Below are 20,372 nucleotides of genomic sequence, written 5' to 3'. Positions count from 1 at the left end.
TCAGCTTAAAAAGGATATAAAGTGGAAAAATTACCTAAAAAACGAGTTTCTAAAACCAAATCACAAAAACTTATCCATAGCTTAACAACCCAAAAAAACAGAGCCTTTCTCAAAAAAATCAGCGCTAGTGAAATGCTTTTAGAATTAGAAAAAGGGGCGTTTAAAAAAAATGAAGCTTACTTTATTTCTGATGAAGAAGATAAAAATTATGTTTTAGTGCCAGATAATGTGATCTCTCTTTTGGCAGAGAACGCCAGAAAGGCTTTTGAAGCCAGGCTTAGGGCGGAATTAGAAAGGGATATTATCACCCAAGCGCCGATTGATTTTGAAGATGTGCGCGAAGTTTCCTTGCAATTGTTAGAAAATTTACGCCAAAAAGACGGGAATTTGCCCAATATCAACACCTTAAACTTTGTCAAACAAATCAAAAAAGAACACCCTAATTTATTTTTTAATTTTGACAACATGTTCAAACAACCCCCTTTTAATGAGAATAATTTTGAAAATTTTGATAACAGCGATGAGGAAAATTTTTAATGCAAACCATTGATTTTGAAAAATTTTCCCAGTATTCAAAGCCCGGGCCGCGATACACCAGCTACCCAACAGCGGTGGAATTTAAAGAAAATTTTAATGAAGAGAGCTTGAAAACGGCGTTTTTTAACCATGACCATCTCAAAAACCCCATGCCCTTATCGCTTTATACGCATTTGCCCTTTTGCAGGAGCGCGTGCTATTTTTGCGCTTGTTCAGTCATTTATACAAGCTTAGAAGAGAAAAAAACTCGCTATATCAGCTACCTTAAAAAAGAACTCGCTCTTTTAAAAAACGCGATGGATACCAACAGAGAAGTGGTGCAATTCCACTATGGAGGCGGCACGCCGACCTTTTTTTCGCCCATTCAATTAGATGAAATCACCCAAAGCATTCAAGAAGTTTTCCCTAATTTCAGTCAAGATATTGAGATGAGTTGCGAGATTGACCCTAGGCATTTCACTAAAGAACACATGCAAACCTTGTTTGATAGAGGGTTTAACCGCTTGAGTTTTGGGGTGCAAGATTTTGATTTTGAAGTCCAAAAAGCCATTCATCGGATCCAGCCTTTTGAAATGGTTCAAGAATCCGTGAAACTCGCCAGAGATTACGGCATCAAATCCATTAATTTTGATTTGATTTATGGCTTACCCAACCAAACTAAAGAGAGTTTTTTAAAAACTTTGGAATTGGTTTTGAAACTGGATCCGGACCGGTTAGCGGTGTTTAATTACGCGCATGTGCCTTGGGTGAAAAAAACGATGCGTAAAATTGATGAAACCTTATTGCCAAGCCCTAGAGACAAGCTAGAGATTTTAGAATCCCTCATTAGTTTTTTAGAAAAAGCCCATTACCAAATGATAGGCATGGATCATTTCGCTAAAAGCGATAATGAATTGTATCTAGCCCTTCAAAAAGCAGAGTTGCGTCGTAATTTTCAAGGCTATACCACTAAGAAATTCACTCAAACCATTGGCATTGGCATTACGAGCATTGGCGAAGGGAGCGATTACTACACGCAAAATTATAAAGACTTGCACCACTATGAAAAAGCCCTTGATTTGGGGCATTTACCGGTAGAAAGGGGTGTAGCGCTCACCAAAGAAGATGTATTGAGAAAAGAAGTGATCATGCAAATGATGAGTAATTTAAAATTGGATTACTCTAATATTGAAGAAAAATTTTCTATTGATTTTAAAGCGCATTTTAAAAAAGAATTAGAAAAATTAAAGCCTTATGAAGAAGCGGGCTTGCTTTCTTTTAACGCTAAAGGCTTTGAGATGACCAAAACAGGGGGCATGCTCGTAAGAAACATGGCTATAGAGTTTGACGCGTATTTGCGTGGGGGCGAAAAACATTTCAGTAAAACGCTATGAATGAAAATATTTTTGAAGAAGTAGGGGACGCTTGCGTTAAATGCGCTAAATGCGTGCCAGGTTGCACCATATACCGCATTCATAAAGACGAAACGACTTCGCCTAGAGGCTTTTTAGATTTGATGCGCCTAAACGCTCAAAACAAGCTTAAATTAGACACGAATTTAAAACACCTTTTAGAAACTTGTTTTTTATGCACCGCTTGCGTGGAAATTTGCCCTTTTCATTTGCCCATAGACACTTTAATAGAAAAAGCCAGAGAAAAAATCGCTCAAAAATACGGCATTGCTTGGTATAAAAAATCCTATTTTTCCCTTTTAAAAAACCGCAAAAAAATGGATAGGGTGTTTTCGGTGGCGCATTTTTTAGCCCCTTGTATTTTTAAGCAAGTAGGGGATAGTTTAGAGCCTAGAATGGCGTTTAAAGGCTTATTCAAACGCTTTAAAAAAAGCGCTCTGCCCCCCTTAAATCAAAAAAGTTTTTTACAAAAGCATGCAGAAATGAAGCCTTTAGAAAACCCCATTCAAAAAGTGGCGGTTTTTATAGGGTGCTTGAGCAATTACCATTACCAACAAGTGGGGGAAAGCTTGTTGTATATTTTAGAAAAACTCAACATTCAAGCGATCATCCCTAAGCAAGAATGCTGCTCAGCGCCGGCGTATTTTACCGGCGATAAAGACACCACGCTTTTTTTAGTGAAAAAAAACATAGAATGGTTTGAAAGCTATTTAGATGAAGTGGATGCGATCATTGTGCCTGAAGCCACATGCGCTAGCATGCTTATCAACGATTATTACAAGGTGTTTTTAGGCGAAAAGGATAAGGATTTGTATTTGAAGCGCTTGGAAAAAATCACGCCTAAAATCTATCTGGCGAGCGTGTTTTTAGAGAAACACACCCCTTTAAAACATCTTTTAGAAAAAATCCCTAAGGGAAAAAAAGAGACTATCACCTATCATAACCCTTGCCATGCCAAAAAAACCCTAAACGCTCATAAGGAAGTGCGCAACTTACTCAATTCGCATTATGAAATTAAAGAAATGCCGGATAATTGTTGCGGTTTTGGGGGGATTACGATGCAAACAGAAAAGGCGGGATTTTCTTTAAAAGTAGGGCTTCTTAGGGCTAAAGAAATCATGGACACTAAAGCTGAAATTTTAAGCGCTGAATGCGGGGCATGCCACATGCAATTAAACAACGCCTTAAAGTCTTTAGACGACCCTAACACCCCGCAATTTTCGCACCCTTTAGAACTCATCGCTAAAGCTTTAAAAAGCGCTGAATAAAAAGCCTTTTTAACCCCACTTTCTAATATCTTTTTATATAATACAGAACTTTAACGCCACTATTTAAGGAATGAAAAATGTCAGAAATCAGCACCTACAAACTCATCAAAGAAAAATTGCAAGCCATACCTAACCAACGCCTTAAAGGGAGCTGGTTTGAAAAAGTTTCTAGGCGTTTTTTAATAGAGCATGACAGCGCTAACGAATACGAGTCTATTAAGCTTTGGAGCGATTGGGAATTAAGGGGGAATAAACGCGATTGTGGGATTGATATGGTGATTACAACGACTTCAAAAGAACACATCGCCGTGCAATGCAAATTCCACCAAGACAGCGTCTCATTGAACGACCTTTCAACTTTTTTACTCAAATTGCAAAGCGGGGTAAAAGAGGTTAGGTTTAAAAAAGGGATCATCATCTCCACTTCTAATTTAACCTCAGCCGCTCTTAACGAAATTGAACAAATCAGAAGAAGCAAAGGAATTGATATTGTTGAAATCACTGAAGAGGATTTTATCTATTCTCAGATTGATTGGGAAAAGTTTGATCCTATGCAAACTCAAGGCGAACTCCCCTTATGCGATAAGAAAAAGCCACGCCCTCACCAAATAGAAGCGATAAAAGCCACCAAAGAGTATTTTTCTGACCCTAAAAACACTAGAGGCAAGCTCATTATGGCATGCGGGACAGGCAAAACCTACACTTCTTTAAAAATCATGGAAGCTTTAGAGCCCAAAATCACGCTTTTTTTAGCGCCAAGCATCGCTTTGCTTTCTCAAACTTTTAGAGAATACGCGCAAGAAAAAAGCGAGCCTTTTTACGCTTCTATCGTGTGCAGCGATGATAAAGTCGGGAAAGGTAAGAAAAATAAAAACGATGATGACACCGATGATATTAATTTTTCTGAGCTCCCCTTAAAGCCCTCCACTCGCCTTGAAGACATTTTAAGCGTTCAAAAAAAAGCGCAAAAAGAAAACAAGCGCTTCATCATCTTTTCAACTTATCAAAGCGCGTTGCGCATCCAAGAAGCGCAAGAAGTGGGTTTGGGCGAAATGGATCTCATCATTTGCGATGAAGCCCACAGAACGGTAGGGGCTATGTATTCTAGTAATGAAAGGGACGATAAAAACGCTTTCACGCTTTGCCATAGCGATGAACATATCAAAGCGAAAAAACGCCTTTATATGACCGCCACGCCTAAAGTTTATAGCGAAAGCTCTAAAGCTAAAGCCAAAGAGAGCGATAATGCCATCTATTCTATGGACGATGCACAGATTTTTGGCGAAGAAATCTATACGCTCAATTTTGAAAGAGCGATCGCTTTAGATCTTCTCACAGACTACAAAGTCATGATTTTAGCGGTGCGAAAAGAAAATTTAAGTGGCGTTACTAACAGCGTGAATCAAAAGATCAGTCGGCTTGAAGCCGAAGGCACTAAACTGGATAAAAAGCTCATCAATAACGAATTTGTTTGTAAGATTATTGGCACTCATAAAGGGTTGGCCAAGCAGGATTTAATCGCTTTAGATGATGAAAACAAAAAAGATTACGACTTGCAAAACAAAAACGACACCACTCCCTCTCAAAGAGCCATAAGCTTTTGTAAAAGCATTAACACGAGCAAGCATATTAAAGAATCTTTTGAAACGATTATGGAATGCTACAATGAAGAGCTTAAGAAAAAGAGTTTTAAAAACCTAACCATCAGCATCGATCACATTGATGGCACCATGAATTGTAAGGTTAGGCTTGAAAAATTAGAAGAACTCAATGAATTCAAGCCTAACACTTGCAAGGTTTTAAGTAACGCTAGGTGTTTGAGCGAAGGGGTGGATGTCCCGGCGTTAGATAGCATTGTCTTTTTTGATGGCAAAAGCGCTATGGTGGATATTATCCAAGCGGTGGGTAGGGTGATGCGAAAAAGCCAAACACAAGAAAAGAGGCTATATCATTTTGCCTATCGCTTTAGAAGAGAGTGAAATCCAAAACCTGGATGAAGCTGTCAATAACACCAATTTCAAAAACATTTGGAAAGTGATAAAAGCCTTAAGAAGCCATGACCCAAGCCTGGTTGATGAAGCCACTTTTAAAGAAAAAATCAAAGTCTTTGGAAGCGATGACAATGATGAAACCAATCAAGACGATGGAGAGCCAAAAAAAGATACAACAAAGCAAGATCCCAAACAAGCCCAAAAAACCCTTTTTGACGCTATCTTATTGCAAGATCTAGCAAACGCTGTGTATAATGTCATGCCCACTAAATTAGGGGACAGGAACTATTGGGAAAATTTCGCCAAAAAAACGGGCAATATCGCAAGAACCTTGAACAATCGCTTGAAAGATATTTTTGAAAAAAACCCTGAAATTTTCCACGGCTTTTTGGATTCTTTAAGAGGCAATATCCACCAAAGCATCAAAGAAGATGAAGCCTTAGATATGATCATCTCTCATATCATCACTAAGCCCATTTTTGATGCGATTTTTGGGGACAATATCAAAAACCCTATCTCTAAAGCGCTGGATAAAATGGTAGAAAAACTCTCCACTCTGGGATTACAAGGAGAAACTAAAGATCTTAAAAACCTCTATGAAAGCGTGAAAACAGAAGCCATGCACGCCAAAAGCCAAAAAAGCCAACAAGAACTCATTAAAAACCTCTACAACACTTTCTTTAAAGAAGCCTTTAGAAAACAAAGCGAAAAACTAGGAATCGTTTATACGCCTATAGAGGTGGTGGATTTCATTTTAAGAGCCACTGACGGCATTTTGAAAAAGCATTTCAATACGGATTTTAACGATAAAAACATCACGATTTTTGATCCTTTCACCGGAACCGGGAGTTTTATCGCTCGTTTGCTTTCTAAAGAAAATGAGCTCATTAGCGACGAAGCCTTAAAAGAGAAGTTTTTAAACCATTTATTCGCTTTTGACATCGTGCTTTTAGCCTATTATATCGCTTTAATCAATATCACCCAAGCCGCGCAAAGTAGGGATAGTTCGTTAAAAAATTTCAAAAATATCGCGCTCACGGACAGCCTGGATATTTATGAGGAAAAAAACGATAAGGGAGTGTTGCCAATCTTTGAAGATTTGAAAGAAAACAAAGAAATCAAATCCACCATAGAAAAACGAAACATTAGAGTCATCATAGGCAACCCGCCTTATTCAGCCGGCTCAAAATCTGAAAACGACAACAACCAAAACCTTTCACACCCCAAGCTTGAAAAAAGGGTTTATGAAAAATACGGCAAAAATTCCACCGCCAAAGTGGGGGCAACCACACGAGACACGCTCATTCAAAGCATCTACATGGCAAGCGAACTTCTTAAAGATAGGGGGGTGCTAGGCTTTGTGGTGAATGGGAGTTTTATTGACTCTAAAAGCGCGGACGGATTCAGGAAATGCGTGGCGCAAGAATTTGCGCATCTTTATGTGTTGAATTTAAGGGGGAATGCTAGGACTTCAGGGGAGACTTTTAAAAAAGAGGGAGGGAAAATCTTTGATAGCGGATCAAGGGCGACGATAGCGATTATCTTTTTTGTCAAAGACGCAAGCGTGAAAAATAGCACGATCCATTACTACGATATTGGGGATTATTTGAAAAGAGAAGAAAAACTCAATCGGCTCGCTCACTTCACCAACCTAGACGCAATCGCTTTTGAAACCATCACCCCGAATAATAAAGGCGATTGGATCAACCAAAGGAATGACGCTTTTGAAAAACTCATCCCTTTAAAAAGAGATAAAAAACGCCAAAACCCTAGCGTTTTTGACACCAATTCGTTAGGGGTATCCACTGGCCGTGATCCTTGGGTGTATAACTTTTCTCCAAACGCTTTAATGCATTCGGTGCAAAAATGCATTGACACTTATAACGCTGATTTGAAGCGCTTTAACGAATCTTTTAGGGAAGCTTTCAAACAACGCGCCAAAGGCGTCAAATCACGCGATCTTTACAAACACCTCAAAGAAATCACCACCGATAAAACGAAAATCGCTTGGGTTCAAAATCTTAAAATGCAACTGATAAAAGGGAAAAAACTTGATGATTTTTCACAAGAAAAAATCTCTGTTAGTTTGTATCGCCCCTTTAATAAACAATGGCTTTATTGGGATAAGGATTGGATAAACAGACAAGGAGAATTTTCAAAAATTTTCCCGAATAAAGACGCTCAGAATGTGGTGATCAATACTGGTGTGGGTAATGGTAAGAATTTTAGCGCTCTTGTAAGCGATTTTATTTCTGATTATGGTTTGATTTCACCCAACCAAGCTTACCCTTTGTATTATTACGATGATTTAAGGAATCGCCATTATGCGATCAGCGGCTATGCGTTCAACCTCTTTAGGAAGCATTATGAAGATAACTCTATCGCTGAAGAAGAGATTTTTTATTACATTTATGCGATTTTCCACCATAAAGGCTATTTAGAAAAATACAAAAATTCCCTAACCAAAGAAGATCCGCGCATCGGTTTGAGTAAGGATTTTAAAGAGCTCTCTAATCTTGGTAAAGAATTAGCGAAGTTGCACCTTAACTATGAGAGTGGGGAAATGCACGCAAGCGTTGAATACAAAACGCTAATGAACGCAGAACAAGAGGGTTATTATGATGTGGAAACAATGACCAAAAAAGGGGATCGCATCCATTATAACAACCATATCGCTATCACTAAAATCCCTAAAAAAGCCTTTGACTATGTGGTGAATGGCAAAAGCGCGATTGACTGGGTGATCGAACGCTATAAAAAGACTAAGGATAAAGACAGCTTGATTGAAAACAACCCGAACGATTACGCCGGCGGCAAATATGTTTTTGAACTCCTTTGTAGGGTCATCAAACTCTCTGAAAAAAGCGTGGATTTGATAGAAAAAATCAGCGAAAAGAGGTTTGAGTGATCGCATCGCTTGGGGGTGTGGAATATTTTGAAGGGCAATGTCTTGCTTTTTTAAAAAATCCACAAACCAATCCACAAAATGAGCAATACATTCCGGGAGTGTTTTCGTATCAAGAAAACAAAATTTCTTTTTCTTTTATGGTTTCAGGAGAAATTAAAGAGATCCACTCTTTGCAATACCAAACGCTCTATATTGTGGATAACAAAAAAAGATACACTCTTTACAAGCCTTATAATCGCATTATTTTAGGTCATGTTTTAGGGTATCCTGTACCAATCACACTTTATTATGAATGGCTGTTTGATGATCATGTTGATCCAAACAAAATTAAGGGCGAATGTTTTGTTTGCAGGACAAATTATTTAGAAAGCTTTTTTACAACCAAGAAGCATTTGCTACCTGATGCATTATTTAAAGCAGATGAAAGTGGGTGTGAAAGTTATCATGGGGATAACGATAAGAATTTTATCTTACAATCATTTTATATTCAAAATGGTTTTTTGTCCCAAAAATATGAAAAAGACAAGGTGAAAGCAAGATCTAATACATTGTTTTCTAAAAGACAGAATCGTTTATTAACTTATCAATGTGATTTATTTTTGGAATGCAATATGATTTTTGAAACCCTTGAAAAATTAGAGCTTATTGCTGAAGCAATTAAAAACTTTTTTATTTTGATTTATGCTCATTCTAATTTTGACATCCAAATTGACTATATCCAATTTAAGCTTTCTAATAAAGACATTACAGCAATAAGAAACACTTACAAAAAAGATAAAAAGTCCATGCAGATAGATCCTTATGGGATTGCTATAGATTTCCAACGGATAGATAATTTTTCTGTAATACTTGAAAAATGGATTGATTTTTGTATTAAAAATAAAGGTTTCCAACTTGAAAGTATTTTAGACATTGTCAATAAAAAAGATCCAATTATTCACTTGTATTCAGACATGTTTGTACTGATTAGCATGATTGAAAGTTTTTTAAAGAAATCAAAACGAACACCACTCCGTGTAAAACTCTCTGAATTTTTTAAAATTTCATTATCTAGGACAAAATGCGATCAAACGAAAAATTATTTTAATGATAAATGTCAAGAAGATCTAATCGAACAGATTGTTGACTGCCGTAACTCTCTAGCACACGGAAAAGATTTAGAGCTTGATACAAACAAAGCTACAGACATTAGTCATGCTTTTATAGATTTCAAGCAAATTGTCATTGAATATTTCTTTGGTGAGATAGGATTAAGTGGTTTCATTATAAACAATGATAGTTTTCTTAACAAAGTTAAATTAAGAAACCCCCCAAAAACAGAAAAAATCACCAAGCAAAACCGCTAAAACCCCCAAGAAAATTTAAAATTTTAAGTTTTAGGGGTGTTTTTCTTAAGAATTTAGGTTTTTTATAGATTATTATGTTATTATTATACGAAATGTAGACTTTTAGAAGGAAAAATGTTGTATGAAAAAGTTTGTAGTGTTTAAAACGCTCTGTTTATCGGTAGTGTTAGGTAATAGTCTTTTGGCAGCAGAAGGCAGCACAGAAGTGCAAAAACAATTGGAAAAGCCAAAAGAGTATAAAGCAGTGAAAGGCGAGAAAAACGCTTGGTATTTGGGGATTAGCTATCAAGTCGGTCAGGCTTCGCAAAGCGTTAAAAACCCCCCCAAAAGCAGTGAATTTAACTATCCTAAGTTCCCTGTGGGTAAAACCGACTATCTAGCCGTTATGCAAGGCTTAGGACTTACTGTGGGTTATAAGCAGTTTTTCGGGGAAAAGAGATGGTTTGGTGCACGCTATTACGGCTTCATGGACTATGGGCATGCCGTGTTTGGAGCGAACGCTTTGACATCAGATAATGGTGGGGTGTGTGAGCTTCACCAGCCATGCGCGACCAAAGTAGGGACAATGGGCAATCTGTCTGACATGTTCACTTATGGTGTGGGTATTGACACTTTATACAATGTCATCAATAAAGAGGATGCGAGTTTTGGATTCTTTTTTGGGGTTCAAATCGCGGGTAACTCTTGGGGGAATACGACAGGGGCCTTTTTGGAAACTAAAAGCCCTTATAAGCACACCTCCTATAGCCTTGATCCGGCGATTTTCCAATTCCTTTTTAATTTAGGGATTCGCACCCATATTGGCCGACATCAAGAATTTGACTTTGGCGTGAAAATTCCTACTATCAATGTTTATTATTTTAACCATGGGAATTTGAGCTTCACTTACCGCCGTCAATACAGCCTTTATGTGGGGTATCGTTACAATTTCTGATTTAAAACGCTTGTTTTTCTCTAATTGGATTTTCAATTAGAGTTTTCTTACAAAATCTCCCGCTTTCTTTTGAAACATTTTTGAAAGTTTTTTGAAAATTAGAATTAAAATCTTTTTGATCATGTTATGATAGTTTAAAAATTTAACAAGGATTAAGCATGCCCTATTCCTCTAAAATCCAATCCCTTTCAGAATCCACAACGATCGCTATTAGCACACTCGCTAAAGAATTGAAATCGCAAGGAAAAGATATTTTAAGTTTTTCAGCGGGCGAGCCTGATTTTGACACCCCGCAAGCGATTAAAGATGCGGCTATAAAAGCCCTAAATGACGGCTTCACCAAATACACTCCAGTAGCCGGAATCCCTGAATTATTAAAAGCGATCGCTCATAAATTGAAAAAAGAAAACAACTTGGATTACGAACCGAATGAAATTCTAGTGAGCAATGGCGCTAAGCAAAGCTTGTTCAATGCGATTCAAGCCTTAATAGGGGAGGGCGATGAAGTGATTATCCCTGTGCCTTTTTGGGTAACTTACCCTGAGCTTGTGAAATACAGCGGTGGGGTGAGCAAATTCATTCAAACCGATGAAAAAAGCCATTTTAAAATCACCCCCAAGCAGCTTAAAGACGCCTTAACCCCCAAAACAAAAATGCTCATTCTCACCACCCCATCAAACCCTACCGGCATGCTTTATAGTAAGGCGGAGTTAGAGGCTTTAGGCGAAGTTTTAAAAGACACTCCAATTTGGGTGCTTAGCGATGAAATTTATGAAAAGCTTGTTTATAAGGGGGAGTTTGTTTCTTGTGCGGCGGTGAGTGAAGAGATGAAAAAACGCACCATTACCATTAACGGCTTGAGCAAGTCGGTAGCGATGACAGGCTGGCGTATGGGCTATGCGGCGAGCAAGGATAAAAAATTAGTCAAATTGATGAATAACTTGCAAAGCCAATGCACTTCCAATATCAATTCTATCACGCAAATGGCTTCTATCGTGGCGCTTGAGGGGTTGGTGGATAAAGAAATTGAAACGATGCGTCAGGCTTTTGAGAAGCGCTGTCATTTAGCCCACGCAAAAATCAATGCGATTGAGGGGCTGAACGCTTTAAAACCTGATGGGGCGTTTTATCTTTTTATCAACATTGGCGGTCTTTGTGGGGGGGATTCGATGCGATTTTGCCATGAATTATTGGAAAAAGAAGGCGTGGCGTTAGTGCCTGGAAAGGCTTTTGGATTGGAAGGCTATGTGCGTTTGTCTTTTGCATGCTCAGAAGAACAGATTGAAAAGGGGATGGAACGCATCGCTCGCTTTGTCAAATCAAAAGGATAAAAGAATCTTATTTTAAAAGGGGGGATTTTATATTGTAGTTAGTGGTATAATGGTTAGATTTAAAAGTTTGAAAAGTGCAGTTTTCATAACTAAATGAATTTTTAAAAGGAAAAATATGGCAGTAAGATTTGGGGTTATCTTTATCACTGGCGACAAAACCGAGGAATTAAGATCAATTTTAAAGCATAAGAGCGATTCAGATACAATATTCAATTTAAAAAACTACTTGTTAGTGTTAGCCAAAAATTTCAATAGTAGAGATATTTGGTATTGTGAAAACGCTATTTGCGATAAAAAAGGCACTTATAATATAGAATTGGTGAGCTCTGCTAATGATTTTAGAGGAGTGTTTGGAGAAGTTTTAGGCACAGTCAAAGACACTTTCAATGGTGATTTACAACTTCTTACAAATTTAAAGAACAAGGAAATTGAATTTAATTTTCATAAAAAAATTAATTACGGATTGCCTTTTGGGATTATCTTCATCGCTGGCAACTCTGACAACCCTATTGATATTGACGATAAAACCAAAAAGTTAAAATCATGCTTTTGTGATGATGAGAGTAACTGGTTTATTGACTACCCAATTACAATTGAGGACTATTTAATTTTAGATAATCTAAAAAGCTGTTTTGTGTTCCAAAACAAGCCAAATGTAACATTATTTGATAACGACGAGAACGATAGACCATTCAATTTAAAGCAATACTTGTTAGGATTGAAAGAAAAGTTAGGGTTTGAGCTAACGGGTATTTTCTATTGTGAAAACGCAAACACACACAAAATTGAATTGATTGGTAATGTTTCTGATTTCAGAGAGGTATTGCTTGAATTTTCAGAGAATATACCAAAAACCCCTAATGAAATACCACAATTTCTTACAAACTTTAAAAATTCAAAAAGCCCCAATGGAAAAATTTTATCTTTTTTGCCACCAATTAAATTTGCAAAAGGATAGCCAAAATAAAAGAGCAAGTGAATGAAGAAATTAAGATAAATCCTTCTTTTCGTAATTATAGAGTAGACTCTGAACAAAACCGCAAGATCAATGAAATTGCTGAAGGTTTAAAAAGTGGTAAGATAATTGGTAAAAAGATTATCTCTAATGCGTTCGATCTAAATGCTAGCTTATTGTTTTATCACTCCTGATGGTTTAAAGAATTTAAAGGAACGATTATTTATAGATATTATCAATGCTATCAACCAAAAAAAGAGAGTCGCACTCGATCATGCTCAAATAGATGACATCCAGTATAATGTGCTTGATAGTGCGTTTTGTTTTATCTTTGATGTTGGTAACCCTTCTCAATTAGTTATTAAAGTGCCTAGAAAAGTTTTAGAAAATGATGAGTTGCCTAACACTAAAAAAAACATATTCAATGGATTAATAAGAACTATCTGTGGGTGTATTGATGATGAAAATTCATTTTTATTAAAAAACGATAAAACCATCAATGATTTAAATCTTCAGGATTTATTGGGAAAATTAAAAACTCAAGCATTTCCATTATCAGACATTATTACTAACGCTATCAATCAAAAAGAGGGAGTGGCTCTCGATTACGCTCTAATAAACGATATTAAGTATAATTTGCTTGATAACACATTCCATTTTATCTTTGATATTGGTAATCCTTTATTGAAAGAGTCAAGTCAGTTGGTTATTGAAGTGCCTAGAGAGGCGTTGGATCTAGAGAATGTTGATCGGCTTGTTGAATATATGCTGTCTCCCTATAATAATTATAGCCAAGGTTCTTTAGTGTATCACATTTCTGAAGGCTCTTATATCATTGATCTGCGCTTAATAGATGACTAAACCCAAATAATGAAGCACCCCCTAGAAGAATTAAAAGATCCTATAGAAAATCTTTTGCTATGGATTGGGCGCTTTTTGCGTTACAAATGCACAAGCTTGTCTAATTCCCAAGTGAAAGACCAAAACAAGGTTTTTGAATGCTTGAACGAACTCAATCAAGCGTGCAGTGCAAGCCACTTAGAAAAAGTTTGTAAAAAAGCCCGTAACGCCGGATTACTCGGGATCAACACCTACGCATTACCCCTACTCAAATTTTATGAATACACAAAAAAGATTTCTTTAAAATCGCTCAAAAGCATTGATGAAGTGCTGCTCGCTGAATTTTTGAGCGTTTATACCGGGGGTTTGAGTTTAGCCACTAAGAAAAATTACAGGATCGCCCTACTCGGGCTTTTTAGCTACATAGACAAGCAAAATCAAGATGAAAATGAAAAATCTTATATTTACAATATCACGCTTAAAAATATCAGCGGAGTCAATCAAAGCGCGGGCAACAAGCTCCCTACTCACTTAAATAATGAAGAATTAGAAAAATTTTTAGAGGGCATTGATAAAATAGAAATGTCTGCTAAAGTGCGTGCCAGAAACCGCCTTCTCATTAAAATCATCGTTTTTACGGGCATGCGTTCTAACGAAGCCTTACAGCTTAAAATAAAGGATTTTACTTTAGAAAATGGCTGTTATACGATTTTGATTAAAGGTAAGGGCGACAAATACAGAGCGGTGATGCTCAAAGCTTTCCACATTGAGAGCCTTTTAAAAGAATGGCTTATGGAAAGGGAATTGTATCCCGTTAAAAATGATTTATTGTTTTGCAATCAAAAAGGCAGCGCTTTAACGCAAGCGTATTTGTATAAACAAGTGGAGCGCATCATCAATTTTGCGGGTCTGAGAAGGGAAAAAAACGGGGCGCACATGTTAAGGCATTCTTTTGCAACCTTGCTTTATCAAAAACGCCATGATTTGATTTTAGTTCAAGAAGCTCTAGGGCATGCGAGCTTGAATACCAGTAGGATTTACACGCATTTTGATAAGCAGCGTTTAGAAGAAGCGGCGGGCATTTGGGAAGAAAAGTAAAAACACCCCCCTACTCCCTTAAAAAAATGATTTTTACCATAAAATAACCAAAACCCCATTTTTTAAGAAATTAAAGAGTTTTTAGCTTGCTGGTTTAAAATTTTGCTTTCAAATTCTAACAGCCACTTTTTGACTTCTATGCCCCCATTATACCCCCCTAAAGCGCCATTTTTACGCACCACTCTATGACAAGGCACGATCAAAGAAATAGGGTTATTGCGATTAGCGTTGCCAATAGCTCTGCAAGATCTAGGGTTATTAATGAGCTTTGCGATTTCATCGTAACTTTTTGTCTTGCCATAAGGGATAGTCATTAACGCAGACCAAACTTGTTTTTGAAAAAAAGTCCCTATCAAATCTAAAGGCGCATTAAATTCAAAAAGTTGTCCCAAGAAATAACGCTCCAAGGCTTGAACGCTGAGTTTTAATGGGGTATTCATAGGGGTGTTATGAGAAAAATTGGTCGCATCAAAATCCAATCTTAATAAATGGCTCTCATTAGCGCACAAATGCAAATACTCTAAAGGGAAACTCTTAGGGGTCTTAAAATAGTAGTGGTATAAAACCATCAATTAAAAAAAGAGTTTGTATAAAACAATCAATAGCGACAAACCATACACCCCCAAAATCAAAGCTTTATGCATTTTTTCATTCAAAAGCCCCATGATCCATTTAATCCCAATGCTCACGCCCATAACAGAGCCTAATCCCACAATCGCCCCTGCTAAAAGCACTTCTTTATTGATAATGTGATGATAGATTAAAGAAAAAGCTCCTGAAATAGAAGAAAACAAGATGAAAAATAACCCTAGCGCCACGCATTTTTTAGAATCATACCCTAAAAAATAATGCATCAAAGGCACCATGAGCATCCCCCCACCAATCCCTAAAGTGATAGCAAAAAACCCAGTGAGCGCGCCAATTAAGAATAATTTTAAACCTTGCAAATGGTAGCGTTTGGTATCTGCTATAAAATCTTTTTTTTTGGGTTTTAAAACAAATTGGATCATAGAATACACGACTAAAAGCGCAAAAATTACCATTAAAATTTTACTGGAAACGATTTTTAAAATGAATCCGCTAAAACTCGCCCCTATCAGCCCCCCTGCCCCTATCAACAAGCCTAAAGAAAAATCAAGCGATTTTTTTTTAAAGTTCAAAACAGAGCCAACGAACGATGAAAGCGCCATTTGCAAAATGGAAATCCCAATGGATTCTTCAAAAGAATGCCCGGTTGCGAGCATGATAGGGACAATGATCATCCCCCCACCAATGCCAAAAATCCCTGATAGAATACCAGTAAAAAGCCCTATCGCTATGTATAACGCATAAATATCCATACAAACCCTTAAAAAAGTAAAAACCCTCTTAAAAAAAATTACAAAGCGATTAGCCTTACTTGCATGCGTTGTTTTTGCAACACAAAGCATGCGAATCTTCATTGGGTTCGCTGACTGAGAGGTTTCTTAATTCATAAGCCAGTTTGATAGACGCCATAGCTTCATCCAAGCCAAACCCCCCTTGAGCTAAAATCTGTTTGTAGCTTTCTATATACAGATTATCAAAACTCTGCGTGAGATTGACTTCTTCGCCCTCTAGGATCATTTTATGATAAACTTTCTCTTTAGCCACTCCCATGTGTTCTGGATTGATGGAAAAAAACCACCTTATTTTGGCATGCTCTAAAAAAAGTATCCCTCCTACGCAATCAAGCTCTTCTCTATTGATAACCTTGTCTTTAACGCCTCCAAACAAATAGATTAAAGCGTCAAAAATGCTTATCCCCATATGAGTGGCTAACCCCCCGCTCCTATTCACATCCGCTCGCCATGAAGAAAAATACCATTTCCCTTGAACGCTGATATAAGTGAGCGTGATGTCAAACACCTTTTCAGGGTTTTTGTCTAATTCGCTTTTAATTTTTTCTTTTAAGGCCAGCGTGTCGCAATGCAAGCGCAAGGGCAAAAGACTAAACACCCTTTTTTGGTATTTCACCTCTAAATCTTTCAATTCTTGTATTTCGCTAGGGTCTAAAACTAAGGGTTTTTCACAAATCACATGCATGCCGTATTTTAGCCCAAAACGGATATAATCAAAATGCGTGTGCGTGGGCGTGCAAACACTCAAATAGTTGATTTCTTTACCCATAGCCTTAGATTGCTCTAAATGCTTTTCAAAATCTTCAATATTTGTAAAAAACTCTGATTGCGCGAAATATTCATCTAAGACCCCCACGCTATCATGAATATCAAAAGAGCAATCCAAAAAATGCCCTGTATCTCTAATCGCTTGCAAGTGCTTGGGAGCGATAAACCCCCCTGAACCAATCATAGCAAAAAGCATTCATCTTCCTTAAATAATTTTGAATCTCATTTTAGCAAAGATTAGCTTATTTAAGCTTATATTATTGGCAATTAAAACACTCCACCGATCGATCCAACACGCTTTTTTCATCTATGCTAGGGCTTTCGCTGCGCAAATAATAAGTGGATTTTAACCCTAATTTCCAAGCGAGCGTGTAAATTTCATGCAAGGTTTTACCGCTGGCGTTTTCTATGCGTAAAAACACATTAATGCTTTGGCCTTGATCGATCCACTTTTGGCGCACAGCCGCTGCTTTAATCAAATCTTTAGCGTCAATATCATAGGCTGATGTGTAAAAATTCCAGGTTTCTAAATTCAAATTAGGCACTACGACAGGAATAAGCCCGCTCAAATTTTCTTCAAACCATTTTTTCTTATAAATGGGTTCAATCGTTTGGGTTGTGCCCACTAAAATAGAAATGGAGCTAGTAGGAGCGATCGCCATCAAATAGCCATTACGCATGCCATTGGCTTTGACTTTTTCCCTCAAACCTTGCCAATCGCAAGCGTGGTTAAAAAGCCCTTTTTCGGTGAGCTTTAAGGCTTCATTATTGGCTTTATCAATGGGGAAAATCCCCTTACTCCATTCTGAATTTTCAAAATCCTTATAAACCCCTTTTTCTTTCGCTAAATTCGCGCTCGTGTCAATCGCATGGTAGCTGATTTGCTCCATTAAAGCGTCAATTTTTTCTAAATGCTCTTTAGACCCCCAAGCGATTTGATGTTCTGCGAGCATTTGCGCTTCACCCATAACCCCTAACCCTATGGCTCTATTTTGTAAACTGGTGGCTTTGACTTTGCGGTTGGGGTAGAAATTCAAATCAATCACATTGTCTAAAAGCCTAACCATGATCGGCACAACCCTTTTAATGTCTTCTTCAGTGTTGATCTTGCTTAAATTGATGCTCGCCAGATTACACACCGCCGTTCGCCCGTCTTTAGCGACTTTAGTAGCGATATAGATTTGCTTGCCCTTAAGAATATCCGTGCTAGTGAGCTTGTTGGCGCATTTAGTGATATGATTGTCTGTCGTTACCAACTGCTTTTCTTCAAAAAACTCTATGGTGCCATCGGTGTATTCTATTCGCATGTAATAGTGGTTAGGCGCGGTATTTTGAAAAATCTCCGTGCACAGATTGCTGGATCGAATAATGCCTGCATGAGCGTTTGGATTGCACCGATTGGCGTTATCTTTAAAGGCTAAGAAAGGCAAGCCGGCTTCAAAATAATTCATTAAGATTTTTTTCCATAAATCTTTAGCGTTAATGTATTCTTTAATGATTTTAGGATCTTTTTCATATTCTAAATAGCGTTTTTCAAAATCCTGCCCATAAAGCTCAGTCAAATCCTTACACTCATAAGGGTCAAACAAAGTCCACATCGCATCTTCTAAAACCCTTTTCATAAACAAATCGCACACCCAAAGAGCCGGGAACAAATCATGCGCTCTTCGCCTTTCATCGCCGCTATTTTTCCTTAAATCAATGAACTCCATCACATCAATGTGCCAAATTTCCAAATAGACCGCAATCGCGCCCTTTCGTGTGCCTAATTGATCCACCGCAATCGCCACATCATTAGCGATCTTTAAAAAAGGGATCGTGCCAGCGCTCGCATTTTTATGCCCATCAATATAACTCCCAATAGAGCGCACCAAAGAAAAATCCCAGCCAATCCCTCCGCCGTATTTGGACAACAACGCCATTTCCTTATAGCTGTCAAAAATCCCCTCAATATTATCCGGCGTGCTGCCAATATAGCATGAGCTTAGTTGGTGCTTGGTGGTGCGAGCGTTCGCTAGAGTGGGGGTTGCGCACATCGCTTCAAATTTGCTTAAAACTTCATAAAATTCTAAAGCGATTTTGTTGGGTTCTTGTTCGTTTTGCGCTAAAAACATCGCAATGCTCATAAACATGTGTTGGGGCAATTCAATAGGGTTATTGTTAGCGTCTTTTAACAAATAGCGATCATACAAGGTTTTAATCCCTAAATAATTGAATTGGAAATCCCTTTCAGGCTTGATCTGGCCATTTAAAAACTCTAAATCAAATTTTTCCTTAAAGCCCTTAAGGATGCGGCCCTTTTCTTCAGCGTTTTCAAAATACTCTTTCAAATGCCTATACCCTGTAAAACCACTTATTTTATGGTATAAATCATACAAAAAAAGCCTTGAGGCGACAAAGCTCCAATTAGGCGTGTCAATATCTATCTTATCCACAGCGGTTTTAATCAAAGTTTGCTGGATTTCTTCAGTAGTGATCTTGTCCCTAAATTGCAACCTCGCATCCACTTCCAGCTCACTTTGGCTCACGCCCTCTAAATTGTCCGTAGCGTCCTTAGTGTATTTTTGGATTTTTGTAATGTCCAAAGGCTCAATGCGCCCGTTTCGTTTAACCACCGTAATCAAAATTTTTCCTTTGAATTAAATCGTTTGTTTTTTAAATTTGGAATTGTATCAATAAAAAACTTAAGAAAAAGAAAAGTTCAAGTTGAATCTGTTCTATTAATGAGAATGAGTTTTAAAGTTTTTTAATTTTTTATACCCCCCTCCATTTAATGGCACTTGGGTTAAATCACCACCCTAATTTAGTGCAAAGCTTAAGAAAACATTGAAGCCCCAAAATGACCAAACACTCTACAAGAAAGTTGCTAGGGTGCCCGCAATACGCTGAAATTTCATGCATAGCGACAACAAAGGGCATCATTGAAAGCACCATATAAAAATCCCTTAGTCTCGCTCCTAACACAGCGTCATAAAACGCGCCAAAAAACCTAGCCTTAAAAATGGCTTTGAGAAACCTAGGGTATCTTACTTGGAAAGATTTATAACAATCCCTGCCTCGTGGGTCAAATAAAAGGTTAGACAATAGAGCCGCTATTAAGAGTATTAGCCACATATAATAGCTATTTTTAGGGTCAAAGGTCGAATCGCTAGCAGAACCATTGATCTCATACAAAATCCCAGTGCCCATGGAGAGACATCCCCCATAGACTAGAGCCACTGCCCATCGATATTCGGAGATTCTCAAACGCTCTTTGATATTCATGCTTTCTCCTTTCTTGCCCAAAACTACCTATCATACACAAAATGACGATCATAGGTGGGTTCTCTTGGGGTTTGTGGCTCTCTATCAACGCCACGGATAAAATCTTCTACCCTATCGCCTATTTCAGCTCCAGAATATGCCCCTATTCCACCACCAATGCCTGCACCAACCACAGTACTCCATGGACCTACAAGAGACCCAATTATTCCACCCATTGCACCACCCATTCCAGCTCCAACAGCTCCCCCCCAAAATCTACCAAACTCACCCCTTGCTTCTATTCTAGGACCAGCTATAGCTGTATTAGCCATTGCACCGCATAAAACCACTACACAACTAAATGTTTTCAATCCACTCATAAC

At 37.8% G+C, this 20,372-nt stretch carries 13 protein-coding genes and 2 pseudogenes; 9 read left to right on the top strand and 6 right to left on the bottom strand.

Annotation, left to right across the window (positions count from 1 at the left end):
- Positions 1 to 21: 21 nt before the first annotated feature.
- From HPSH112_RS03600 to xerH, 9 genes and pseudogenes are all read left to right on the top strand, one after another.
- Positions 22 to 537: a DUF2603 domain-containing protein gene (locus tag HPSH112_RS03600; protein WP_000413468.1), complete on the top strand. Its 516-nt coding sequence runs from the start codon at positions 22 to 24 to the stop codon at positions 535 to 537.
- Positions 537 to 1,910 carry an oxygen-independent coproporphyrinogen III oxidase gene (hemN, locus tag HPSH112_RS03595; protein WP_001193131.1) on the top strand — a complete coding sequence of 458 codons (1,374 nt, stop codon included), beginning with the start codon at positions 537 to 539 and terminating at the stop codon, positions 1,908 to 1,910. The genes HPSH112_RS03600 and hemN overlap by 1 nt, the downstream gene beginning before the upstream one ends.
- Complete coding sequence (locus tag HPSH112_RS03590; RefSeq protein WP_001004819.1) at positions 1,907 to 3,196, top strand: (Fe-S)-binding protein; 1,290 nt, start codon at positions 1,907 to 1,909, stop codon at positions 3,194 to 3,196. The genes hemN and HPSH112_RS03590 overlap by 4 nt, the downstream gene beginning before the upstream one ends.
- 77 nt (positions 3,197 to 3,273) lie before the next feature.
- Positions 3,274 to 8,095, top strand: a pseudogene (locus HPSH112_RS03585) (type ISP restriction/modification enzyme).
- Positions 8,092 to 9,441, top strand: coding sequence for a HEPN domain-containing protein (locus tag HPSH112_RS03580; protein WP_000562048.1), 1,350 nt, complete (start codon positions 8,092 to 8,094; stop codon positions 9,439 to 9,441). Before HPSH112_RS03585 ends, HPSH112_RS03580 begins: the two are co-directional and overlap by 4 nt.
- Before the next feature lie 121 nt (positions 9,442 to 9,562).
- Entirely contained in the window at positions 9,563 to 10,375 is an 813-nt protein-coding gene (locus tag HPSH112_RS03575; RefSeq protein WP_000715000.1) for an outer membrane protein, read from the top strand.
- Positions 10,376 to 10,533: 158 nt separating this feature from the next.
- On the top strand, positions 10,534 to 11,706 hold the full coding sequence (locus HPSH112_RS03570) for a pyridoxal phosphate-dependent aminotransferase (RefSeq protein ID WP_001147053.1): 1,173 nt from the start codon (positions 10,534 to 10,536) through the stop codon (positions 11,704 to 11,706).
- 316 nt (positions 11,707 to 12,022) lie between these two features.
- Positions 12,023 to 13,054 (top strand): annotated as a pseudogene (locus tag HPSH112_RS08935) (hypothetical protein); the annotation flags it as partial.
- Between the two features lie 477 nt (positions 13,055 to 13,531).
- Entirely contained in the window at positions 13,532 to 14,599 is a 1,068-nt protein-coding gene (gene xerH, locus HPSH112_RS03555) for a tyrosine recombinase XerH (RefSeq protein ID WP_000682415.1), read from the top strand.
- A 62-nt stretch (positions 14,600 to 14,661) separates the two neighbouring features.
- Here xerH and HPSH112_RS03550 read toward each other — a convergent pair whose 3' ends face one another.
- The 6 genes from HPSH112_RS03550 to HPSH112_RS03525 all read right to left on the bottom strand — a co-directional run bounded on the left by HPSH112_RS03550 (position 14,662) and on the right by HPSH112_RS03525 (position 20,369).
- Positions 14,662 to 15,168 (bottom strand): methylated-DNA--[protein]-cysteine S-methyltransferase, encoded by a 507-nt coding sequence (locus HPSH112_RS03550; RefSeq protein WP_000244844.1) that lies wholly within the window; start codon positions 15,166 to 15,168, stop codon positions 14,662 to 14,664.
- A gap of 3 nt (positions 15,169 to 15,171) precedes the next feature.
- Positions 15,172 to 15,939 carry a sulfite exporter TauE/SafE family protein gene (locus HPSH112_RS03545; protein WP_000356009.1) on the bottom strand — a complete coding sequence of 256 codons (768 nt, stop codon included), beginning with the start codon at positions 15,937 to 15,939 and terminating at the stop codon, positions 15,172 to 15,174.
- A 55-nt stretch (positions 15,940 to 15,994) separates the two neighbouring features.
- Positions 15,995 to 16,942: a Gfo/Idh/MocA family protein gene (locus HPSH112_RS03540; protein WP_000895495.1), complete on the bottom strand. Its 948-nt coding sequence runs from the start codon at positions 16,940 to 16,942 to the stop codon at positions 15,995 to 15,997.
- Between the two features lie 61 nt (positions 16,943 to 17,003).
- The gene (locus HPSH112_RS03535) at positions 17,004 to 19,370 is read right to left on the bottom strand and encodes a ribonucleoside-diphosphate reductase subunit alpha (RefSeq protein WP_000633918.1); all 2,367 of its coding nucleotides are present in this window, start codon (positions 19,368 to 19,370) and stop codon (positions 17,004 to 17,006) included.
- Positions 19,371 to 19,536: 166 nt separating this feature from the next.
- A complete protein-coding gene (locus tag HPSH112_RS03530) occupies positions 19,537 to 20,010 on the bottom strand; it encodes a hypothetical protein (protein ID WP_001021870.1) in 474 nt (157 codons plus the stop codon).
- 23 nt (positions 20,011 to 20,033) lie between these two features.
- Entirely contained in the window at positions 20,034 to 20,369 is a 336-nt protein-coding gene (locus HPSH112_RS03525; RefSeq protein ID WP_000015899.1) for a glycine zipper domain-containing protein, read from the bottom strand.
- Between the last annotated feature and the right edge of the window lie 3 nt (positions 20,370 to 20,372).

The organism is Helicobacter pylori Shi112, assembly GCF_000277405.1.
GTDB lineage: Bacteria > Campylobacterota > Campylobacteria > Campylobacterales > Helicobacteraceae > Helicobacter > Helicobacter pylori_C.
This window is presented reverse-complemented; position numbering and strand designations above follow the sequence as displayed.

Coding starts and splice junctions, on each gene's coding strand:
- HPSH112_RS03525 (WP_000015899.1), bottom strand. CDS start 20,369: ATGAGTGGATTGAAAACATTTAGTTGTGTAGTGGTTTTATGCGGTGCA.
- HPSH112_RS03570 (WP_001147053.1), top strand. CDS start 10,534: ATGCCCTATTCCTCTAAAATCCAATCCCTTTCAGAATCCACAACGATC.
- hemN (WP_001193131.1), top strand. CDS start 537: ATGCAAACCATTGATTTTGAAAAATTTTCCCAGTATTCAAAGCCCGGG.
- HPSH112_RS03545 (WP_000356009.1), bottom strand. CDS start 15,939: ATGGATATTTATGCGTTATACATAGCGATAGGGCTTTTTACTGGTATT.
- HPSH112_RS03550 (WP_000244844.1), bottom strand. CDS start 15,168: ATGGTTTTATACCACTACTATTTTAAGACCCCTAAGAGTTTCCCTTTA.
- xerH (WP_000682415.1), top strand. CDS start 13,532: ATGAAGCACCCCCTAGAAGAATTAAAAGATCCTATAGAAAATCTTTTG.
- HPSH112_RS03575 (WP_000715000.1), top strand. CDS start 9,563: ATGAAAAAGTTTGTAGTGTTTAAAACGCTCTGTTTATCGGTAGTGTTA.
- HPSH112_RS03540 (WP_000895495.1), bottom strand. CDS start 16,942: ATGCTTTTTGCTATGATTGGTTCAGGGGGGTTTATCGCTCCCAAGCAC.
- HPSH112_RS03590 (WP_001004819.1), top strand. CDS start 1,907: ATGAATGAAAATATTTTTGAAGAAGTAGGGGACGCTTGCGTTAAATGC.
- HPSH112_RS03530 (WP_001021870.1), bottom strand. CDS start 20,010: ATGAATATCAAAGAGCGTTTGAGAATCTCCGAATATCGATGGGCAGTG.